Annotated in this window: 13 protein-coding genes; 6 read left to right on the top strand and 7 right to left on the bottom strand. The window is 68.3% G+C overall.

Annotated elements, in window-relative coordinates; all coding sequences use genetic code 11:
- Positions 1-226 precede the first annotated feature (226 nt).
- From S2M10_RS07530 to S2M10_RS07505, 6 genes are all read left to right on the top strand, one after another.
- Positions 227-1,708, top strand: a complete 1,482-nt coding sequence (locus S2M10_RS07530) for a glycosyl hydrolase family 28-related protein (RefSeq protein ID WP_168845577.1) — start codon at positions 227-229, stop codon at positions 1,706-1,708.
- Between the two features lie 15 nt (positions 1,709-1,723).
- Entirely contained in the window at positions 1,724-2,038 is a 315-nt protein-coding gene (locus tag S2M10_RS07525) for an L-rhamnose mutarotase (protein WP_168845576.1), read from the top strand.
- The gene (locus tag S2M10_RS07520) at positions 2,035-5,019 is read left to right on the top strand and encodes a beta-galactosidase (protein WP_168845575.1); all 2,985 of its coding nucleotides are present in this window, start codon (positions 2,035-2,037) and stop codon (positions 5,017-5,019) included. Before S2M10_RS07525 ends, S2M10_RS07520 begins: the two co-directional genes overlap by 4 nt.
- The gene (locus S2M10_RS07515; RefSeq protein ID WP_168845574.1) at positions 5,016-5,960 is read left to right on the top strand and encodes an alpha/beta hydrolase; all 945 of its coding nucleotides are present in this window, start codon (positions 5,016-5,018) and stop codon (positions 5,958-5,960) included. The genes S2M10_RS07520 and S2M10_RS07515 overlap by 4 nt, the downstream gene beginning before the upstream one ends.
- A gap of 83 nt (positions 5,961-6,043) precedes the next feature.
- Positions 6,044-7,096: a glycoside hydrolase family 88 protein gene (locus tag S2M10_RS07510; protein ID WP_168845581.1), complete on the top strand. Its 1,053-nt coding sequence runs from the start codon at positions 6,044-6,046 to the stop codon at positions 7,094-7,096.
- Positions 7,097-7,141: 45 nt separating this feature from the next.
- Positions 7,142-8,386 carry an MFS transporter gene (locus S2M10_RS07505; protein ID WP_168845573.1) on the top strand — a complete coding sequence of 415 codons (1,245 nt, stop codon included), beginning with the start codon at positions 7,142-7,144 and terminating at the stop codon, positions 8,384-8,386.
- A 4-nt stretch (positions 8,387-8,390) separates the two neighbouring features.
- Here the strand turns inward: S2M10_RS07505 and S2M10_RS07500 are convergent, their stop codons facing one another.
- The 7 genes from S2M10_RS07500 to S2M10_RS07470 all read right to left on the bottom strand — a co-directional run bounded on the left by S2M10_RS07500 (position 8,391) and on the right by S2M10_RS07470 (position 19,468).
- Entirely contained in the window at positions 8,391-9,797 is a 1,407-nt protein-coding gene (locus S2M10_RS07500) for an efflux transporter outer membrane subunit (protein WP_168845572.1), read from the bottom strand.
- A gap of 239 nt (positions 9,798-10,036) precedes the next feature.
- Positions 10,037-13,210, bottom strand: coding sequence for a multidrug efflux RND transporter permease subunit (locus S2M10_RS07495; RefSeq protein ID WP_168845571.1), 3,174 nt, complete (start codon positions 13,208-13,210; stop codon positions 10,037-10,039).
- Positions 13,211-13,370: 160 nt separating this feature from the next.
- The gene (locus S2M10_RS07490; RefSeq protein WP_168845570.1) at positions 13,371-14,621 is read right to left on the bottom strand and encodes an efflux RND transporter periplasmic adaptor subunit; all 1,251 of its coding nucleotides are present in this window, start codon (positions 14,619-14,621) and stop codon (positions 13,371-13,373) included.
- Positions 14,599-15,012 (bottom strand): hypothetical protein, encoded by a 414-nt coding sequence (locus S2M10_RS07485; RefSeq protein WP_168845569.1) that lies wholly within the window; start codon positions 15,010-15,012, stop codon positions 14,599-14,601. Before S2M10_RS07485 ends, S2M10_RS07490 begins: the two co-directional genes overlap by 23 nt.
- Before the next feature lie 436 nt (positions 15,013-15,448).
- Positions 15,449-16,060 (bottom strand): TetR/AcrR family transcriptional regulator, encoded by a 612-nt coding sequence (locus tag S2M10_RS07480; RefSeq protein ID WP_168845568.1) that lies wholly within the window; start codon positions 16,058-16,060, stop codon positions 15,449-15,451.
- A gap of 99 nt (positions 16,061-16,159) precedes the next feature.
- Positions 16,160-16,366 (bottom strand): hypothetical protein, encoded by a 207-nt coding sequence (locus S2M10_RS07475; protein WP_168845567.1) that lies wholly within the window; start codon positions 16,364-16,366, stop codon positions 16,160-16,162.
- Between the two features lie 132 nt (positions 16,367-16,498).
- Positions 16,499-19,468: a TonB-dependent receptor gene (locus S2M10_RS07470; RefSeq protein ID WP_168845566.1), complete on the bottom strand. Its 2,970-nt coding sequence runs from the start codon at positions 19,466-19,468 to the stop codon at positions 16,499-16,501.
- Positions 19,469-19,486 lie beyond the last annotated feature (18 nt).

Here is a 19,486-nt window from a genome sequence, read left to right as displayed (position 1 = left end):
GCCCACCCGCCCGCTATCGACAGTCTTGCGCTCGCCCCGAGCTTGGCCGCCAGCAGCGAACGCCCGGCGGGAAGTTGATGGGCACCTTCCTTAGATCCTCCCCGGCACGGGGAGGGGGACCATGTGCAGCATGGTGGAGGGAGCCCTCCACGCGCGAGCCCCTGGTGGAGGTTCCCCTCCACCACGCCTTCGGCGCGGTCCCCCTCCCCGTATCGGGGAGGATCTGATGCGCACCGGCCTCGTCCTCGACGTCCGCGACCATGGTGCGCGCGGCGACGGGACCGCGCTCGACGGCCAAGCCATCGCCGCGGCCCTTGCCGCCGCACACCAGGCGGGCGGCGGCATCGTGCTGCTCCCGCCCGGCACCTACCGCAGCTTCTCGCTGCGCCTGCCCTCCCGCGTCACGCTTGCCATCGAAGCCGGCGCCACGCTGCTCGCCGCCATGCCGGGCGCGGACGGCGCCTATGATCTCCCCGAGGCGCGGGGACCGCAGCTCTACCAGGATTTCGGCCACAGCCACTGGCACAACAGCCTGATCTGGGCCGAAAATGCCGAAGACATCGCGATCCTCGGTGCCGGGACGATCGACGGCGCCGGCCTCACGCGCAACGGCCCCGGTACCCCGTGGAGCGCCCAGCGCGGCGAGCGCCCGCTCTCCATGGCGACGATGACCGCCGCAGATGTCGCGCGGTTGGAGCAGGATGCCGCCGCGATGCGGGGCCAGGGCAACAAGGCAATCGCCCTCGCCCGCTGTCGCCGCGTGACGATCGCGGACGTCACGATCTTCCGCGGCGGCCATTTCGCGATCCTTGCGAGCGAGGTGGAGGACCTCAGCTGCACCGGCCTCACCATCGACAGCAACCGCGACGGCATCGACCTGGACGGCGTCCGCCGCGCGCAGGTTTCGCGGTGCCGGGTCAACACGCCCAATGACGACGCGATCGTGCTCAAGACCAGCCTCGCGCTCGGCCGCACCGCCTGCGAGGACGTAACCATCGAGGACTGTACCGTTTCCGGCTACGACCTCGGCACGCTGCTCGACGGCACCAAGGCGCGCACCCAGCAGCTTTCCCCCGATCGCGACCGGGTAACCGGTCGGATCAAGCTGGGCACGGAGAGCAATGGCGATTTCCGCCGCATCCGCATCCGCAATTGCCGCTTCGAGCGCAGCCGCGGCCTCGCGATCGAAAGCGTCGACGGCGGGATGATCGAGGATGTGCTGGCCGAGAATCTCGTGATGGACGAGGTGACCACCGCGCCGATCTTCCTCCGTCTCGGCGCCCGATTGCGCGGTCCGGCGGGAACGCGCCCCGGCGGACTGCAGAATATCGGCATCCACGGGGTCAGCGCCTCGGGCATTGATCCGCGCTTCGCCGCGATTTTCGCGGGCCTTCCCGGACACCCCATCGAAGACCTGCGCCTATCTGACATCGACCTGCGCTTCGCCGGCGCGCTGGACGGTGCTCCGCCGTCCACGCCGCCCGAACTGGCCGACGCCTATCCCGAGCCGAGCATGTTCGGCCCGACCCCGGCCTGGGGCCTCTGGGCGCGACATGTGCGTCGCCTGGCCGCGACCCGCCTGTCGCTGCGCCGCACTGGCACCGATCCGCGCCCGCCCATCCTGCTCGACGATGCGGCGGACACGAGGATCGGATTTGACGTGGACGCGCCGCATCGCTACCATATCCTGCATAATAATTCCACATAGTGGCGCGGAGGGGTAATGCGGGTTCATGCGTTCCGGATGCAGCTCAAGCCCGGCATGGCCGAGGACTATAAGGCGCGCCACGACGCGATCTGGCCGGAGCTTGCCGCGCTGCTGCATGAGGCCGGTATCCGTGACTATTCGATCTTCCTCGACGAGGCGACCGGCGCGCTGTTCGCGATGCTGAAGCTGACCGAGGACGCTACCATGGACCAGTTGCCGTCCCACCCGGTGATGCGCCGCTGGTGGGATCACATGGCTGCGCTGATGGAAGTCGCGCCCGACAATCAGCCGCTCGAATGGCCGCTCCGTCCGGTGTTCCATCTGCCATGATCCGCACCGCGCTCCTGGCCGCGACCCTGATCGCCGTAGTGCCTGCCGCCGCGCAGGAAGCGAAGCCCACCGCCAATCTCGCCGCGCCGGGTAAGACCTTCGGCCGCGTGTCGTTCGACGCGCGCTCGCTGAAGATCGACGGCAAGCGCATCGTCATCTGGTCGAGCGAGATGCATGCCTTCCGCCTGCCCTCCCCCGACCTGTGGCGCGACGTGCTGCAGAAGATGAAGGCAAGCGGGTTCAACACCGTCGCCTTCTATTTCGACTGGGGCTTCCACAGCCCGAAGCGCGGGGTCTACGACTTTTCCGGCATCCGCGACATCGACCGGCTGCTGACCATGGCGGAGGAGGAGGGCCTCTACGTCATCACCCGGGCCGGCCCCTATGTGAATGCCGAGCTGACCCGCGGCGGCTTCCCCGGCTGGCTGGTCAACCAGCGCGCCCGCGCCCGCACCGACGATCCCGACTATATGGCCGCCGCTGATGAGTGGCTGACCCGGGTCCACGCGATCATCGCCCGGCACCAGATCAACGGCGACGGCAAGGGTCATTCGGGTAATGTGATCCTCCACCAGATCGAGAATGAGCTGGCGCTGACAACGCCTTCGCAGCGCCGCTATATGGACCATCTCGCCGCCAAGGCGCGCGCCGACGGCATCACCGTGCCGCTGTTCCACAACGACCAGGGCCGCAACGGCTATTGGGTGCCGGCAGGCGGCGGGGTGGAGAAGACGGTAGAAGGGCCGAACGACCTCTACGCGTTCGACGGCTACCCTGGCGGCACCTGTACCGTGGCGGGCAAACCGACGCGCGGCTCGGCGGCGCCAGACTGGGGCTTCTATGGGCCCGGCGGAGCCCGAGGCGGCGCCTCGGCCTCGCCCAACACCCCGGGGTTCCTAGCGGAATTCGGCGGCGGCTGGTTCGACTATTGGGGATCGAACGGCGGATACGAATGCAACGCGATCCAGCGGGGCAAGCGGTTCCAGCGGGTGTTCTACGGCACCAACCTCGCCAACGGCATCGGCATCCAGAGCTTCTACATGGGGTTCGGCGGCACCAGCTGGGGCTGGCTGCCGGCGCCGGTGGTGTTCACCAGCTACGACTATGGCTCCGCGATCGCCGAAACGCGCGCGTTGCGCCCCAAGGCCGAGGAGCTGAAGCAGCTCGCCGGACTGATCCAGAGCGTGCCCGACCTCGCCGGCATGGTGCCCGCCGGACCGGTGGCAGTTTCGTCCGAACGCATTCAGATCTATCACAACCGCAGCCCGGAGAGAGACGCGCGGTTCCTGCTCGTCACCCACAAGCCGTCCAACGGCCAGACGGACGACCGCTTCACCGTCACCGCCGATTTGCCCGACGGACGCTATAGCTGGCCGATGGCGCTGAACGGCTTCGACGCCAAATGGCTGGTGGCGGGCGTGACGCTGGGCGGCCAGCGGCTGGTCTATTCAAGCTCAGAGCTGCAGGCGGCGCTGCGTCAGGACGGGCGGGACCTGTTGCTGCTCTATGGCCGCGCCGGCGAACCGGGGGAGACCGTGCTGCGCTTTGCTTCTGCGCCCAAGGTCGAGGTGCTGGCGGGCGCCGCGACCTCCAGCTTCGATGCCGGGCGCGGTGATCTGAAGCTCGCTTATGCCCACCAAGGCCTTACCCGGCTGCGGATCACCGGCGGCGGTCGGCCGGAAAGCATCCTGCTGATCGGCGACGAGGCCGAGGGCGCCCGCTTCTGGCGGATGGGCGACCTGCTGGTGCGCGGCCCCGCCCTGGTCCGCAGCGCGACGCCGGAAGGCAGCGCGCTCACCCTCACCGGCGACACCGAGGCGCCGACGCCCCTCGAAGTCTGGGTCCCGGCCGCAACGCGCAGCCTGCGCTGGAACGGCGCGCTGGTCGCGACGACCCGCACCGCCTCCGGCAGTCTCATCGCCACCCTGCCCCTGCCCGGACCCGCGCCGATCACGCTGCCGGCGCTGACCTGGGTCTCCGCCCCCGGCACGCCCGAGGCAGCGCCCGAGTTCGACGACAGCGGTTGGCAGGCGATCGACAACCGCGCCTATGCCAGCATCACCGCGCGGCCCGATGGCGTGCCCAACATGCTGATGGACGCCTATGGCTTCCACGAGGGCGATGTCTGGTACCGCGGCCGCTTCGAGGGCAGCACCGCCGCCAAGCGCATCCGCATCCATTACGGCGCGGGCGGCGCGGGGATGCTGCAGCTGTTCCTCGATGGCAAGCTGGTCGGCAGCGACGAGATCCCCGCCGGCCTGCCCCGCCCGATCACCACCGGCGTCGCCGAGTTCACGCTACCGGAAGCCGCGCGCGCACCCGGTACCCATGTGCTGTCGGTGATGGTCCGCAACAACGGTCACAACTGGGATCTCGACGCCGACGACTTTCACAAGGAGGCACGGGGAATCGTCTTCGCCTCGGTCGAACCGGCCGGGGGACCGAGCTTCGCCGTGCCGGTGGCCTGGAAGATCCAGGGGCGCAAGGGCGGCGAGGGTTTGCCCGATCCCGCACGCGGCGTTGCCAACACGGGCGGCCAATATGGCGAGCGGATGGGCTGGCATCTCCCCGGATTCGACGATCGCGGCTGGAAGACGGAGACGCCGGCGGCCCCGGGCACGACCTGGTACCGCAGTCGCTTCACGCTCCACGTGCCCAAAAGCCAGGACGCCACGATCGGCGTCGCGTTCGGCGACACGGCCAGGCCGCGCTCGCCCGGCGCCCGCTACCGCGTGCTGCTGTTCGTCAATGGCTGGAACATGGGGCAGTTCATCGCCCATGTCGGACCGCAGCGCATCTTCCCGGTGCCGGAAGGCATCCTCAACCATCGCGGGGTCAACAGCATCGCGCTGGCCGTCACCTCGGACGGCGCGGCCGGCAACGCGCTGGAACCGGTGAAGCTGGTGACGCTGCGCAACGTCCGCGGCGGCCTGCCCGTCGCAATGGTGCCCGCGCCGCAGCGACCGGAGGCGTTGCAATGATCACGCGCCGCATGCTGCTTGCAGCCTCGGCCGCCGCGACGGCCGCCACCACCCTCTCCGCGCGCGCAGCCCCGATCGAGCGACTGCCGCTCTGGCCGGGCCGTCCGCCGGGCGGCGAGGGTGTTGCCGTGCAGGACGCATGGGTGAAGCGTTCGCCCACCGGCGATGCCGACGACATCGCCTGGCCGCACGTCGCCACGCCGATGCTCAACGTCGTGCCGGCCGATCGGCCCGACGGATCGGCGCTGTTGATGATCCCCGGCGGCGGCTATGCCCGGGTCGCGCTCGGCCGCAACGGATCGGCAATCGCCCGCCACTTCGCCGCGCGCGGCACGACGGTATTCGAGCTGCTCTACCGCCTGCCGCATGACGGCTGGGCCGCCGGGCCGGATGCGCCGCTCCAGGATGCACAGCGCGCGATGCGGCTGATCCGCGCGGGCGCCGCGCGCTGGAAGATCGATCCGGCGCGGGTCGGCGCGATGGGCTTTTCCGCCGGCGGCCACCTCGCCGCACGTCTGGGCAGCCGGGCCGGGCTCGCCACCTATACGCCGGTCGATACCGCCGATCGGCTCTCGGCGCGTCCGGTAGCGCTCGGGCTCTTCTTCCCGGTCATCACGCTGCGTACGCCCGAGGCGCATGGCGGCTCCCGCAAGGAGCTTCTCGGCATGCAGCCGAGCGAGGATCAGATCCGCCGCTACTCCGCCGAGCGCGACCTGCCGGCGGACATGCCCCCCACCCTCGTCGCGCACGCCGCCGACGATCCGGCGGTGCAGCCTGCCAACAGCCTGATCCTGTTCGCCGCGCTGCAGGCGGCGAAGATCCCATCCGAGCTGATGCTCTTCGAGAAGGGCGGGCATGGCCTGCCGCTCGAGGAGCCGGACGGCACCCCCCATCCCTGGCCCGGCCTGTTCGCGCGGTTCGCGCGGCGCCACGGCCTCTGACACTTTATTCCACGGAGACACGAACCTTGGCCGCCTCGCACGACATCCCCCGCAGCCTCGTCACGCAGAAGATCGACCTGCTGATGGACAATCTCGTCCACATAAAGGACGAGACCGGCGAGTTCCTGCTCCACCTCGAAGACGGGCGCATCATCGACACCAAAGGCTGGGCCGGTTGGGAATGGACCCATGGCGTCGGCCTGTTCGGCATGTGGCGCTATTTCGAGCAGACGGGCGACCTGAAGGCGCTGGCCATCATCAAGCAATGGTTCGCCGAGCGCTTCGCCGAGGGCACGCCGACCAAGAACATCAACACCATGGCGCCGTTCCTCACGCTTGCCTGGCTGTACGAGCACGAACCCGATCCCAGCTACCTGCCCTATCTCGACACCTGGGCCGAGTGGCTGATGACGCCCGACGGTCTGCCCAAGACCGAGGAGGGCGGCTTCCAGCATATCGTCTATAACGATGAAAACCCCGGCGAGATGTGGGACGACACGCTGATGATGAGCGTGCTGCCGCTCGCCAAGATCGGCCTGCTGCTGAACCGCCCGCGCTATGTGGAGGAGGCCAAGCGCCAGTTCCTCGTCCACATCAAATATCTGTTCGACAAGAAGACCGGCCTCTGGTTCCACGGATGGGATTTCAACGGCCGGCACAATTTCGCCGAGGCGCTGTGGGCGCGCGGCAATTGCTGGGTGACGATCGCGATTCCCGAGATCATCGAGATCCTCGATCTTCCCGAGGGCGACGCCTTCCGCAGCTTTCTGATCGACACGCTCGCTGCCCAGGTGAAGACACTGGCGGAGACGCAGGACGCAAGCGGCCTCTGGCATACGCTCGTGATGGACCCGACAAGCTATCTCGAGGCATCGGCCACCGCGGGCTTCGCCTATGGCATCCTCAAGGCGGTGCGGAAGGGCTATCTGCCGCGCAGCTATGAAACGGTGGGTCTGAAGGCGGTGCGCGGCGTGCTCGACAATGTCGACGCGAACGGCGAACTGCAGCAGGTGAGCTTCGGCACAGCGATGGGCGACACGCTGCAATTCTACAAGGACATCCGCCTCACCTCGATGCCTTATGGCCAGAGCCTGGCGATCTGCGCGCTTGGCGAGTTGCTGCGCACCTATATCTGATCGTTCCCGAGCGGCCGGGCGGAAGGGGCAGCAAAGGGGAATACGATGGCGTCAGGGGCAGGCCGGGGTTCGTGGCGCGACTCGATCCTCGCCGGGCTGGCCAATTATATCGACGCCGGCTCAATCGTGTCGGGGTCGGTCGCATTGGCGCTGTGGAAGACGGAGTTCGGGCTGTCCGACGGGTTCATCGGCCTGATCGGAGCGTTCAGCGCCAACGCGATTTCGGCCGGCGTCGGCGCGTTGCTGGGTGGCGTGCTGTGCGATCGCTTCGGCCGCAAGAAGATCTACCAGTTCGACATGCTGTTCTATGCGTTCGGCATGGCATGGCTGGTATTCGCCAGCGCCCCCTGGATGATCGTGCTGGGCTTCGTGCTGGTCGGCCTGGCTGTCGGGGCAGACATCCCGGCCTCCTGGTCGCTGATCGCCGAGCAGGCGCCCGACACCCGGCGCGGCGCGCATTCGGGTGTCGCGCAGCTTCTCTGGTATCTGGGGCCCGTCGCGGTGCTGATGGTCGCCTATTGGCTGCGGCCGTTTGGCATTACCGGCCTACGCTGGCTGTTCGCCCATCTCGCCGTCCTAGCACTCGCCCTAACCTTTCTACGCTCGCGCATGCGGGAATCGGAGCGCTGGGAGGAAGTGCAGGCCGCTCGCCGTTCCGGGGCGCCGAGCCTTGACTGGCGGGCGCTGTTCACCCCCCGCCATCTCGGCGCGATCGCTTTTCTGGCCGGCATGTACGGCTTTTGGAACCTGTGGGCGGGCTATAACGGCTTCTTCACGCCCTATCTGATCGCGCAGAACCATCTGCCCGCATGGACCGCGACGATTTTGCCGGCGAGCTATTTCCTGATCGGCATGGTCTCGATTCTCGGCATCTTCATGACGCTGTCGGACCGGGTGAACCAGCGGCTGCTGTTTGGCATCTCGGCCGCGCTCCACGTCGCCGGCATGGCGCTGCTGGCGATCTTCGGCTTCCGGCTGGAGGTCGTCATCCTCCACATTGTCATCATGGGCGTTGCGGCTGGCTTCGGTGCGCAAAGCTTCTTCCAGCTCTGGTCCGCCGAGCTCTTCCCCACCGCGATCCGTTCCACCGCGCAAGGGCTCACCTTCGCGATCGTGCGGATCGGGCTTGGGATCTGGAGCCTGGCGGTGCCGACTCTGGCCGCTCGCGACTTCACGACGCTCGCCTGGATCCTCACCGGCTTCCTCGTCGCCTCGGGCGTGATCGGGCTGATCTGGGCCCCGCGCAACGAAGGCAAATCGCTGGAGGCGATCGAACGCGCGCGGGGCTGAGTACTCAGGCAGTCGCCTGCCAGCCGCCGCCGAGCGCGCGGAACAGGTTGACCTGGGCCTCGGCGATCGCGGCATCGGCCGTTGCCAGCGCCGCCTGGGCATCGGCGAAGGTGCGCTCGGCATCGAGCAGGTCGAGCGAGTTGATATCCCCCTCGGTCTGGCGCGCGCGGGCGATCCGCACCGCCGCCTCGGCTTCGCCCAGCGCGGCCTGCAAGGCGGTGCGCCGTTCCAGCGCGCGGCCATAGTTGGAAAGCGCCGTCTCGGTTTCCTGCAGCGCGGTCAGCACCGTGCCGTCGAAGCTGGCGAGCGCGGCGCGGCTATCCGCTTCCGCAGCGGCGATGCGGGCGCGGGCCGGGGCGGGGTTGATCGCCCAGTTGATCATCCCGCCCAGCAGCCAGCGCAGCGGCCCGGCGCCGAAGATGCTGTCGACATCGGTTCCCGTCGACCCGCCCGAGGCGCCCAGCGAAATGCGGGGATAGAGGTCCGCGGTCGCCACCCCGATCCGCGCGGTCGCGGCGGCGAGCCGGCGTTCGGCGGCGCGCACGTCCGGCCGCCGGGCGAGCAGCGCGGCGCCGTCGCCAACCGGGATCGGCTGGTCGAGCCGCAGCGTGGTGCGACGTTCCCGCGCCTCCACCGGCAGGTCGGCCGGGGTCTTGCCGATCAGCGTGGCGAGGCGGAACAGCGCCGCGTCGCGCTGCGCGGCGAGTGCCGGCACATCGGCCTGGCGCTGGTTGCGCAGCGCGGCGATGCGCGCCACGTCGAGCCGGGTCGCGAGGCCGACAGTGCGGCGCCGCTGGGTCAGGTCGATCGACTGGTCGAGCAGCGCCACGATCCGCTCCGCCACCGCCAGCCGCTCGGCCGAGGAGACGGCGTCGGCATAGGCGCGCGCGGTGTCCGCCGCGACGATCACCCGCACCGCCTCCGCATCGGCCTGCGCCGCCGCGACATCGCCGCGGGCGGCTTCGACATTGCGGGAGATGCGGCCGAACAGATCGACCTCATAGTTGATGCTCAGCCCGGCATCGATCTGCCAGGTCTCGCCGCCCACGCCGATCGGGCGCTGGATCTGCGGGAACCGGGCATAGTTGGCGCCGGCCTGCGCCTGCGCCTGGGGCAGCCGGTTGGCAGTTGCGCCGCGCAACGTCGCGCGCGCGCGCTCGATCCGGGCGACCGCCTGGCGGACATCGGTATTGGCGGCGAGCGCTTCCGTCACCAGCCGGTCGAGCACCGGATCGTTGTAGAGCCGCCACCAGCCCTCCTGCACCGGCGCGGTCGAGACCGCCGGGCTGGTGGACAGGAACGCGCCCGCGGCGCTCTGCGGCCGGGCGGGAGCCTTGTAGTTCGGGCCGGCGGCGCAGGCGGAAAGCGCCAGCGCCGAGACTGCGGCCATGATCGAAGCCATGCGTTGCATGCGAAATCTCCTGCGGCGGGCTTGCTGATACCACCGGTTTGGTCTGTTTGGGTGGGGATCTTCGCCTCGCTCCTGGTCCCCCTCACCCTTCCCACCGCCTTCGGCGGCGGGCCCCTTCCCTCTCCCACAAGGGGAGAGGGCGTTTCGGCAACCTGCTCCCTCTCCCCTTGTGGGAGAGGGAGGGAGCCGCGAAGCGGCGGAAGGGTGAGGGGGACTAGAGTCGAGAGCGGGCCCCATTTTTACTCGGCCGGTTGGAGCTGATGCTCGCCACCCTGCCCGCGCCGGCGGGCGAGCCGCGCACCCAGTGCGCGGCACACCACGTAGAAGGTCGGCGTGAACAAGAGGCCGAAGCCGGTGACGCCCATCATCCCGAAGAACACGGCGGTACCCAGCGCCTGGCGGAGCTCGGCGCCCGCCCCGCTCGCGATCAGCAGCGGCACCGCGCCGAGGATGAAGGCGAAGCTGGTCATCAGGATCGGCCGCAACCGGTCCTGCGCCGCCCGCACCGCGGCTTCCACCGGCGACAGGCCGTCGCGGACTTCCGCCTGGTGCGCGAACTCGACCACGAGGATCGCGTTCTTGGCGGCGAGCGCGATCAGCACGACCAGCCCGATCTGCGTCAGCACGTTGTTGTCCATGCCGCGCAGGTTCACGCCCGCCATCGCCGCCAGCAGACACATCGGCACGATCAGGATGATCGCCAGCGGCAGCGTCAGGCTTTCATACTGCGCCGCCAGCACCAGGAAGACGAACAGCACCGCCAGCGCGAACACCAGCCCCGCCGTGCTTCCCGCCATCTTCTGCTGGTAGGCGATGCCGGTCCACTCGCCCGCATAGCCGGCGGGCAGTTCGGCGGCGATCTTCTCCATCGCGTCGAGCGAGGCGCCCGAGCTGTAGCCCGGCGCGGTATCGCCGTCGACTTCCACCGCCGGGAACAGGTTGTAGCGCGTGACGCGATACGGGCCCGTCTTGTTCTCGAAGGTCGCGACCGATCCGATCGGCACCATGCCGCCGGCGTCCGAGCGCGTCTTCAAGTTGGCGATGTCGGCCTCGGTCGCCCGGAAGGGCGCGTCGGCCTGCGCGGTCACCCGGTAGGTGCGGCCGAGCATGTTGAAGTCGTTGACGAAGGCCGAGCCGAGATAGACGCCCAGCGCTTCGAACACCCGCTCCGGCGGCACGCCCAGCATCTCGGCCTTGCGGCGGTCGATATCGGCGAAGACGCGCGGCGTCGCGGTGTTGAAGAAGGTATAGACCTGGGCGAGCCCCGGCGTCTTGTTGGCCTGGCCGATCAGGCCGAAGGCGGTGTTGCCCAGCGCCTGATAGCCGTGTTCGGCGCGGTCCTCGACCATGAGGCGGTAGCCGCCGGCCGAGCCGATGCCCTGGATGAGCGGCGGCGGGACCACGAGCAGCATCGCCTCGTTGATGTCGGCGGTGCGCTTGCGCGCCTCGGCCATGATGCCCGCGAGGTTGACGCCCAGCTTCTGCCGCTCCTCGAAGCTCTGCAGCGGCACATACGCCGCGGCGCTGTTCGGGGCGAGCGTCTGCGACGGGCCGTCAAAGCCCGCGAGCATCACCGATCCCTTCACGCCCGGGATCGGCAGGATCCGCGCGACGACCTTGCGCATCACCTCATCGGTACGCTCCAGCGACGAGCCCGGCGGCAGCTGGATGACGGTGAGGAAATAGCCCTGGTCCTGCGCGGGGATGAAGCCCACCGGCGTTACCCAGAAGGTCGCGACGGTGGCGGCGATGAGCCCCGCATAGACGATCATCATCCGCACCGGCCGCAGCACCAGCTTGTGGGTGAGCCGGGCATAGCCGTTGCTCATCCGCTCAAAGCCGCGGTTGAACGCATCGGCCGCGCGGTTGAAGACCCGGCCGATCCTGCCCTTCGCCTCGCCCTCGTGATGCTTGAGCAGCACCGCGGCGAGCGCCGGGGAGAGCGTGAGCGAGACGAGCAGCGAGATGGCGGTGGCGACGGAGATCGTAACCGCGAACTGCTTGTAGAAGGCGCCCGACAGCCCGTTCAGGAACAGGGTCGGCAGGAACACCGCGAACAGCACCAGCACGATCGCGACCAGCGCGCCCGACACCTCGTCCATCGAGGTGCGCGCCGCCTGGAGCGGAGTCATGCCCTGCGCAAGGTTGCGCTCGACATTCTCGACCACGACGATCGCGTCGTCGACGACGATGCCGATCGCGAGCACCAGCCCGAACAGCGACAGGTTGTTGAGCGAATAGCCCATCGGCAGCAGCACCGCCATGGTGCCGATCAGCGAGACGGGGATCGCCACCACCGGGATGATCGCCGCCCGCCATTTCTGGAGGAACACGATCACGACGATGACGACGAGGATCACCGCCTCGCCCAGCGTATGATACACCGCGTCGATCGACTGGGCGATGAACTCGGTGGGGTTGTAGATCACGCGATATTCGAGGCCCTTGGGGAAGGTCTTCGCGATCTCGTCCATCTCCGCCTTGATCCGCTCGGCGGCGGCAAGCGCGTTGGAGCCCGGGCGCTGGAAGGCGGCCAGGATCACGGTCGGCTGGTTCGAGAGATAGGTGTTGGAGGAATAATCGGCGGCGCCGAGCTCGACGCGCGCGACGTCGCTCACGCGGACCTGGCGGCCCTCGCTATCGGTACGGATGACGACGCGGCCGAACTCGGCCGGAGTCTTGAGGCGGCCCTGCGTCTCGACATTGAGCTGGAAGGCGCTGCCGCTGGGCTGGGAGCCCGGCTGGCCGAGCGAGCCCGCCGCCACCTGGATGTTCTGCCCGCGCAGCGCGTGGACGATGTCGCCCGCGGTGAGGTTCAGCGCGGCGGCACGGCCGGGATCGATCCACACCCGCATCGCATAGTCGCGCGCACCGAACATGCGCACGTCGCCCACGCCTTCGAGGCGCGCCAGGCGGTCCTTGACCTGGGTCAGGGCGTAGTTGGAGATATAGCTGCGATCGATCGAATTGTCCGGCGAGATCAGGTTGACGACCATCAGGAAGTCGGGGCTGGTCTTGCGCGTGACGACGCCGAGGCGCTGCACTTCCTCCGGCAGGCGCGGGATCGCTACCGCGACGCGGTTCTGCACCAGCACCTGCGCGGCATCGAGGTTGGTGCCGGTCTTGAAGGTGACGGTGATCGTCACATTGCCGTCGCCGGTCGACTGCGACGACTGGTAGAGCATGTCGTCGACGCCGTTGATTTCCTGCTCGATCGGCGCGGCGACGGTTTCCGCCACGGTTTCGGCCGAGGCGCCGGGGTAGCTGGCCGTCACCGTGACCGTCGGCGGCACGATGTCGGGATATTGCGAGATGGGCAGAGCGAAATAGGCGATGCCGCCCATGATCGTGATGATGATCGCGATCACCGCCGCGAAGATCGGGCGGGTGATGAAGAAGCGTGAGAGGCGCATGGCCTTCTCCTTTTGCGAGCGAGTTGGGCGCAACAAATCGAGCCCCTCCCCTTCAGGGGAGGGGTTGGGGTGGGGCAGTGTCTCACCGAGACCAACAGAGGTTCTGGCATCCCTCCACCCCCAACCCCTCCTCCCAGGAGGAGGGGCTTACGTGGGAGCCTCAGCGGGCGAAGGTCGCCTGGCCCGTGACCGGAGCGGGAACGACGGGCGCTTCCTGCGCGGCGTTCGGCGTGATGGTGCCGGCCTTGGGCTGCACCTTGCCGCCGGGCTGCGCCATCTGGGTGCCGGCGATCACCACCTTGTCCTTGGGCGCGAGACCCGAACGGACGATGCGGAGGCCGTCGACCACCGGACCCAGCACCACCGGCTTGGGCACCACGGTGCCGTCGGCGCCGACGGTGAGCACCAGCTTGCGCGCCTGATCGGTCTGGATCGCGGCGTCGGGCACCAGCAGCGCCTGCGCGGTGCCGCCGGCGGCGAGCCGCATGTTGCCGAACATGCCCGGCGTCAGGAACATGTCGGGGTTCGACAGCACCGCACGGCCGCGGATCGTGCCCGAGCGCGGGTCGAGCCCGTTGTCGGTGAAGTCGATCCGGCCCTTCCAGCGATAGTCGCCTTCGTCCTGCAACCGGATCTCGACCGGGCTGGCCGACGATCCCGCGGCGCGCTTGGCCTTAAGGAACAGGGCTTCCGAGCCGTCGAAGGTGAAGTAGATCGGATCGAGCGCGTTGATCGTGGTGAGGAGCGTACCCCCCTGCCCTTCCCCGGCGGCGACCAGATTGCCGGGATCGACCTTGCGATCGGAGATGCGGCCCGAAATAGGCGCGCGCACCTGGGTGAACTCGACGTCGAGCGCGCGGGCGCGGACCCGGGCCTGTGCCGCGGCGACAGCGGCAGTGGCCGCACGGACGCGGGCCTGGAGACGCTCGACATCGCTCTTCGAAACCGCTTCGACGCTCACCAGCCGCTGGGCGCGGTCGAGATCGGAGCGGGCAAGCGCCAGATCGCTCTGGGCACTGGCGACGCCCGCCTTGGCCTCGGCCAGCGCGGCGGTGAACGGGCGCGGATCGATGGTGAACAGGAGCTGGCCCTGCTTCACCACCGCGCCATCGGTGAAGTGGATCGCGGTGACCGCCCCCGAGACGCGCGGCCGCACCTCGACGGTGCGGCTCGCCTCGAAGCGGCCGACATATTCGTCCCACTCGTTGACTTCGCGCGCGAGCGGTGTGGCGACGGTGACAACGGGTGCGGCCGGCGCCGCGACGGCCGGCGCGTTGCGCCCGCTCATCGCGAAGCCGGCGGCGACCACGCCCACCGGCACGACGACCAGGGCCGCCTTCTGCCAGGTGCGCAGTCGCTTGGGGCGGCCTGCTGCCGCCGCCTCGCCCTCAATGGGCGCGTGCATATTCATGGTGATTCCCCTGATTCATCGCCGCGCGACCACGGCTGATGCTGGTGAGCAGCGTCTCCAGCTGGCCGGGCGTGTAGCCGGCCGCATGGAAGCGCTGGATTTCGGACTGGGGCACGCGGAAGCCGCGATGCCAGGAAAGCACGGCGATGCGGCGCAGCGCCTCGAGCTTGGGATCGGCCAGGCGCGGGTTGCCGCGCTCGCCGCCGAAAATCACGCCCAGCGCGATCGAAAGCCGGCTCGGCGTCTCCAGCGACGAGAGCCGATCGCGCTGGGCGATCGCGACGACCTGCCATTCGAGCGCGCTGAGCTTGGTTTCCTCGCGCGGGGTGGCCAGGAAGGCCGGAAGTGCGGCGGCGTTGCCGGCCATGTCGGTGAGATCGAGATATGCCATGATGCTTCTCCCTCGGTTGACCGGCCGCGAGCAAGGCTCCGCCCTCCCCGCAAAACCCCTTTGTTCGCGGGCGCCGGCATGGTGTGTCGTGAATGCGCGAAGCTCCCCGCTGCGAGTGGCCCCGCCGCGCTGAACCGCCCCGTGCGAGGCGCGCGTTGTTCGTCGCAGCCCCCGCAGAACCGCGAACGCCGTGACTGGATTGCTATGGAAGGCTAGAGCCTAGGGCTCACCCCGTTTCTTGCGTGCAAGCTGGCGCATGTCCGCGTCTCCGTCTGCCCCGCGGCCCCTGAGGGCGGCGGATCACTTTCTATACCACTCGGTATATAAGTCTCGCTGCGGTGCGTCAACATGCTTTTTATACCGGCCGGTATTTTTCCTCGCAAGCTTGTTTTTCAGGGGCGAAACGTTTTCTTCAGCGACGTTGGTATACGCCGCCTTATCGGGCCGGCCACATCGACAGGCTGGTCTGGACGAGGCGCTCGAGATCGGCGCAAGTTGCTCCCGCCCCGCCTTGCAGCGCGATTCCCTGGAGCAGCGCGATCAGATAACCGGTCAGGCCTTCCGGGTCCGCATCGGCGGGCAGATCGCCTTCAACCTTCGCCCGCTCGAACCGCGCGACGATCGCGCGCTTGGCCGACTCGCCGCGCTTGAGCACTTCCTCCCGGATCGACTCGGCTTCGACGCCGCAGGCGACCGAATTGATCACACCCATGCAGCCCTTGGGGTCGGCGGTGTCGCGCTGGCGCTCCAGCGCGCCGCGCAACAGGGCCTCCGCCACGCCGCGCGCGGTGGGCGCTTCCAGCGCACGGCCAATATAGCAGAGCTTCTCGCGCTCGTAGAGCTCCAGCGCCTTGCAGAACAAGGATTCCTTGTTGCCGAAAGCGGCATAGAGGCTGGGTCGGGTGATGCCCATCGCCTCGGTGAGGTCGGTCAGCGAGGCCCCCTCATATCCCTTGGTCCAGAAGATGCGGAGTGCCGCCGTCAACGCCTCTTCGACGTCGAACTCACGGGGGCGCCCCTTGGCTACGGTACAGGCAGCGGTTTTCATAACGAGCGGTATATAACCCCGGCGGCGCAGGAATGCCAGTACGCGTATGCCCGCGGCTGGGTGCCGGTGGAAGCGACCTGCGCGTCCACCGGCGTGGCTTCACGGACGGACGCCGCGAACGCCGTTCAGCACCGCGAGCGCGGCGATGCCGATAAAGGCGGCGCTGGTCCAGGGCCGCGCCTTGGCGAAGCTCTTGGCCTTCTCGGTGATCGGGGCGTCGCCCGAGAAATGGGCGCGGATATCGTCGGTGAGGGCAGTCTTGCCGTTCGATACGGTCTTGGTCGCTTGCTGGGTGGCTTCGGTCATGCTCGTCTCCGTTGGTCGGGGCGCGGCAGTCGCGCACCCGCCCTCAACGCCTGCGGCCGTTCGGGTTTCCCCAGGAAAACAAGGGTCCCGGCCTTGCGACCGGGACCAGGTATTCGTCGGGGGACGAGCGGGTCAGAAGTTGAGGCGGACACCGATGCGATAGGTGCGGCCGATCGTGTCGTAGAGCGCCGGGTTCACGTCCAGACCCGTGTTGGTCTGCGGAGACGGCGCGGGGTCGACGTTGAACAGGTTGTCGACCTTGAAATAGCCCTCCAGACCGCGCGTCACCTTATAGGAGCCGCCGACGTCCACGTAGAACGCGCCGGGCATGAAATTGCGGCTGATCGTCGGGTTGTTGCCGGTCGAAACCGGGCAACTGCTCTGGCATTCGACATATTGATTGCCGAACACGCCGTCGGAGAACCAGCGCTCCTGCACCAGCAGGCTGAACTTCTCGGTATCGTAGGTCTGGATCGCCAGCCACTTCCAGTTCGGCGTCGCGCCGGTGTTCGCGCCGGCATTGTCCACCGTCGCCACTCCGGCGATGCCGGCGCGGACGAGGAATTCCTGCACATGCGTGCCCAGTGCGCGGACGGTGAAATTGCCCGGCAGGCCCAGCGGCCGCTGCCAGCGATAGCTCGCCTCGATGTCAAAGCCGCTGGTCTTCCAGCTCGCCAGGTTGAACGGCTGGACGTTGATGAAATTGCCGCCCTGGGTCGGGCTGTTGAGCACGAAGCCTCCGCAGAAGGCCTGGTTGCCTTCGAAGCAGAAGCGGACGATCTGGTCCGGCGACAACGTCGAGACGACGCCGCTCAGCTTGATCGTGTAATAGTCGACCGACAGGCTCAGCCCCGGCAGCCAGCTCGGATTGGCGAGGGTGATGCCCACTTCGGTGTTGCGAGCGATTTCCGGCTTGAGATTGGGGTTGCCCACCGTGTTCTGGAACGCCTGCACCGCGACGTTGCGGAACGGATCGTTGAAGTTCGGCAGCGTGGTGACCGTGGGCGCGGCGAACAGTTCGGAGAGGTTCGGCGCGCGGACGTCGCGCGAGGTGACCGCGCGCAGGCGGATGCCGTCGATCGGCGTCGCCCAGCTGCCGCCGATCTTCCACGCCCATACCGAGCCCGACGTGCTGTAATGCGTGTAGCGCGCGGCCGCGTTCAGGTTGGCCCGGCCGACGCTCTCGCTGTCCAGCAGCGGCAGGTTCGTTTCCGCCGAGAACTCGTAGACATTGTACTTGCCGCCGCCATTCTTGTAGTTGCCCGCCGCCCAGTTGCTGCCCTGCGCCTGGTTGAGCAGCGGATCGGCAGGATAGGCGGCGCTGTTGGGGCTGGTTGCGCCGGCGCCGTACGGATCGGCGTTCACCCGGTAGAATTCGCGGCGATATTCGCCACCGATCGCCAGGCTGAGCGGGCCGGCCCACAGGTCGACCAGATTGCCCGACAGGTTCGCGCTTACCACGTCCTGGGTCAGCTTGGTGTGCTGGAACGGGCCGTTGACCGGCGTGACATAGGCCAAGGCCGCGGAGGAGGGCGCGAAGCCGCCAAAGACGTTGATCGGCTGACAGCCCGCCGCGCGCGCGACCGGATCGGCGCAGACGATCGCACCGTTCAGCGTGATCGCGTTGGTCGCGGCGACATAGCGGTTCTGCAGCACGATATCCTGGACATCGATATCCGCGATGGTCTCGCCATGCTCGTAATATGCGTCATAATTCCACTCGCCGCCGGCCGCCGAGAACTTGCCCTTGGCGCCAAGTACGCCGCGATACTGGCGCCGATCGGTGTAGACCTGCGGATCGGGGAAGGCGCCGTTGCTGGTGCCGAAGTTGAACGAGGTGATCCCGGCCGACGCGCAGCGGTCCCGTACCAGCTGCGGCAGATACGGATTGGCGCATTGCACGGTCAGGTTGGGTCGGTTGTAGCCGGGGCTCGGCTGGTTGTTGGTCTTGACCTGCCCGATGCTGAGCGTGCCGTAAAATTCATTGCCCGGCGCGAAATCATAGCCGATCCGCGTGTAGCCGACGACGCGCTGCAGCTTCGAGACCAGCGATGCGCCAGAGCCCGGGGCACCGCTCAGGTCGCCGCCGACGCAGAAGCTGTTGCCGGGATAGCAGTTGCTCACCCGGCCGTTGCCGAGCGGCTGACCGTTCGAGCCATAGTTGAAATTATAGGGCGCGCCATTGACGTCGAAGGCGATGCCCTGGAGCGGGCCGTTGTTGATCAGGCCGTAGCGCGCATATTGATAGGGCTGGGCGAAATCGCTGTAGACGAACTGCGGCGCGCCGCCGGTGGTCACGCCGGTGTTGAGCAGCGTTGTCGCCTTGTACCAGTCGCGATCGCGGGCGAGATCGGTGCCGAAATCGCCGGGGCCGACGCCGCCGTCATGGGCATATTCGCCGCTGACGATCAGGTGCAGCCGGTCGCCGGCGAACGATCCGCCCCAGGCGCCCTGCGCCAGGATCTGCTTGTTGTCGCCATAGGTGGTGATGCCGCCCATCACATTGGCCTTGAAGCCGGTGAAGCGGGTGTCGGTGATGAAGTTCACCACGCCGCCGACCGCGTCCGAGCCATAGGTGGCGGAGGCGCCCCCGTTCACGACATCGACCCGCTTGACCAGCAATTGCGGGAACAGGCTGATATCGGGCACGCCGCTGACATTGGCTGCGGCGACACGCTGGCCGTCGAGCAGGGTCAGCGTGCGGATCGGCTGGAGGCCGCGCAGCGAGAAGGAACTGAGCCCTTGAGTCCCGCTCGAGGTGCTGAACGTGCCGGTCGACGAGCCGGTCGAGCCCTGGAGCGAGGGCAGCTGGGCGATGGTGTTGAACAGATTCGGCTGCGCGTTGGCGGCGATCTGCTCGGCGCCGATCACCGTCGTGGGCGTGGGTGCGGTGAAGCCGCTGGCGACGATGCGCGAGCCGGTGACGACGATCTGGTCGTTCTGCTCCACCTGATCCGACTGCGCGGCCGGCTCGGCCTGCGGCACCGCGGCGGGCGCCGGATCGGCCGTCGTCTGGGCCCGGGCCGCGCTGGCGCCCATGGCCGCCAGCGCGATCAGGCTAGCGCCGCACAGGCGCAGCTGCGATGTGAAAACCCCCTTCATGCGTCCAACCCCTCCAAT

It is taken from the genome of Sphingomonas sp. S2M10, assembly GCF_012650175.1.
GTDB lineage: Bacteria > Pseudomonadota > Alphaproteobacteria > Sphingomonadales > Sphingomonadaceae > Sphingomonas.
This window is presented reverse-complemented; position numbering and strand designations above follow the sequence as displayed.

Coding starts and splice junctions, on each gene's coding strand:
- S2M10_RS07530 (WP_168845577.1), top strand. CDS start 227: ATGCGCACCGGCCTCGTCCTCGACGTCCGCGACCATGGTGCGCGCGGC.
- S2M10_RS07525 (WP_168845576.1), top strand. CDS start 1,724: ATGCGGGTTCATGCGTTCCGGATGCAGCTCAAGCCCGGCATGGCCGAG.
- S2M10_RS07520 (WP_168845575.1), top strand. CDS start 2,035: ATGATCCGCACCGCGCTCCTGGCCGCGACCCTGATCGCCGTAGTGCCT.
- S2M10_RS07515 (WP_168845574.1), top strand. CDS start 5,016: ATGATCACGCGCCGCATGCTGCTTGCAGCCTCGGCCGCCGCGACGGCC.
- S2M10_RS07510 (WP_168845581.1), top strand. CDS start 6,044: ATGGACAATCTCGTCCACATAAAGGACGAGACCGGCGAGTTCCTGCTC.
- S2M10_RS07505 (WP_168845573.1), top strand. CDS start 7,142: ATGGCGTCAGGGGCAGGCCGGGGTTCGTGGCGCGACTCGATCCTCGCC.
- S2M10_RS07500 (WP_168845572.1), bottom strand. CDS start 9,797: ATGCAACGCATGGCTTCGATCATGGCCGCAGTCTCGGCGCTGGCGCTT.
- S2M10_RS07495 (WP_168845571.1), bottom strand. CDS start 13,210: ATGCGCCTCTCACGCTTCTTCATCACCCGCCCGATCTTCGCGGCGGTG.
- S2M10_RS07490 (WP_168845570.1), bottom strand. CDS start 14,621: ATGAATATGCACGCGCCCATTGAGGGCGAGGCGGCGGCAGCAGGCCGC.
- S2M10_RS07485 (WP_168845569.1), bottom strand. CDS start 15,012: ATGGCATATCTCGATCTCACCGACATGGCCGGCAACGCCGCCGCACTT.
- S2M10_RS07480 (WP_168845568.1), bottom strand. CDS start 16,060: ATGAAAACCGCTGCCTGTACCGTAGCCAAGGGGCGCCCCCGTGAGTTC.
- S2M10_RS07475 (WP_168845567.1), bottom strand. CDS start 16,366: ATGACCGAAGCCACCCAGCAAGCGACCAAGACCGTATCGAACGGCAAG.
- S2M10_RS07470 (WP_168845566.1), bottom strand. CDS start 19,468: ATGAAGGGGGTTTTCACATCGCAGCTGCGCCTGTGCGGCGCTAGCCTG.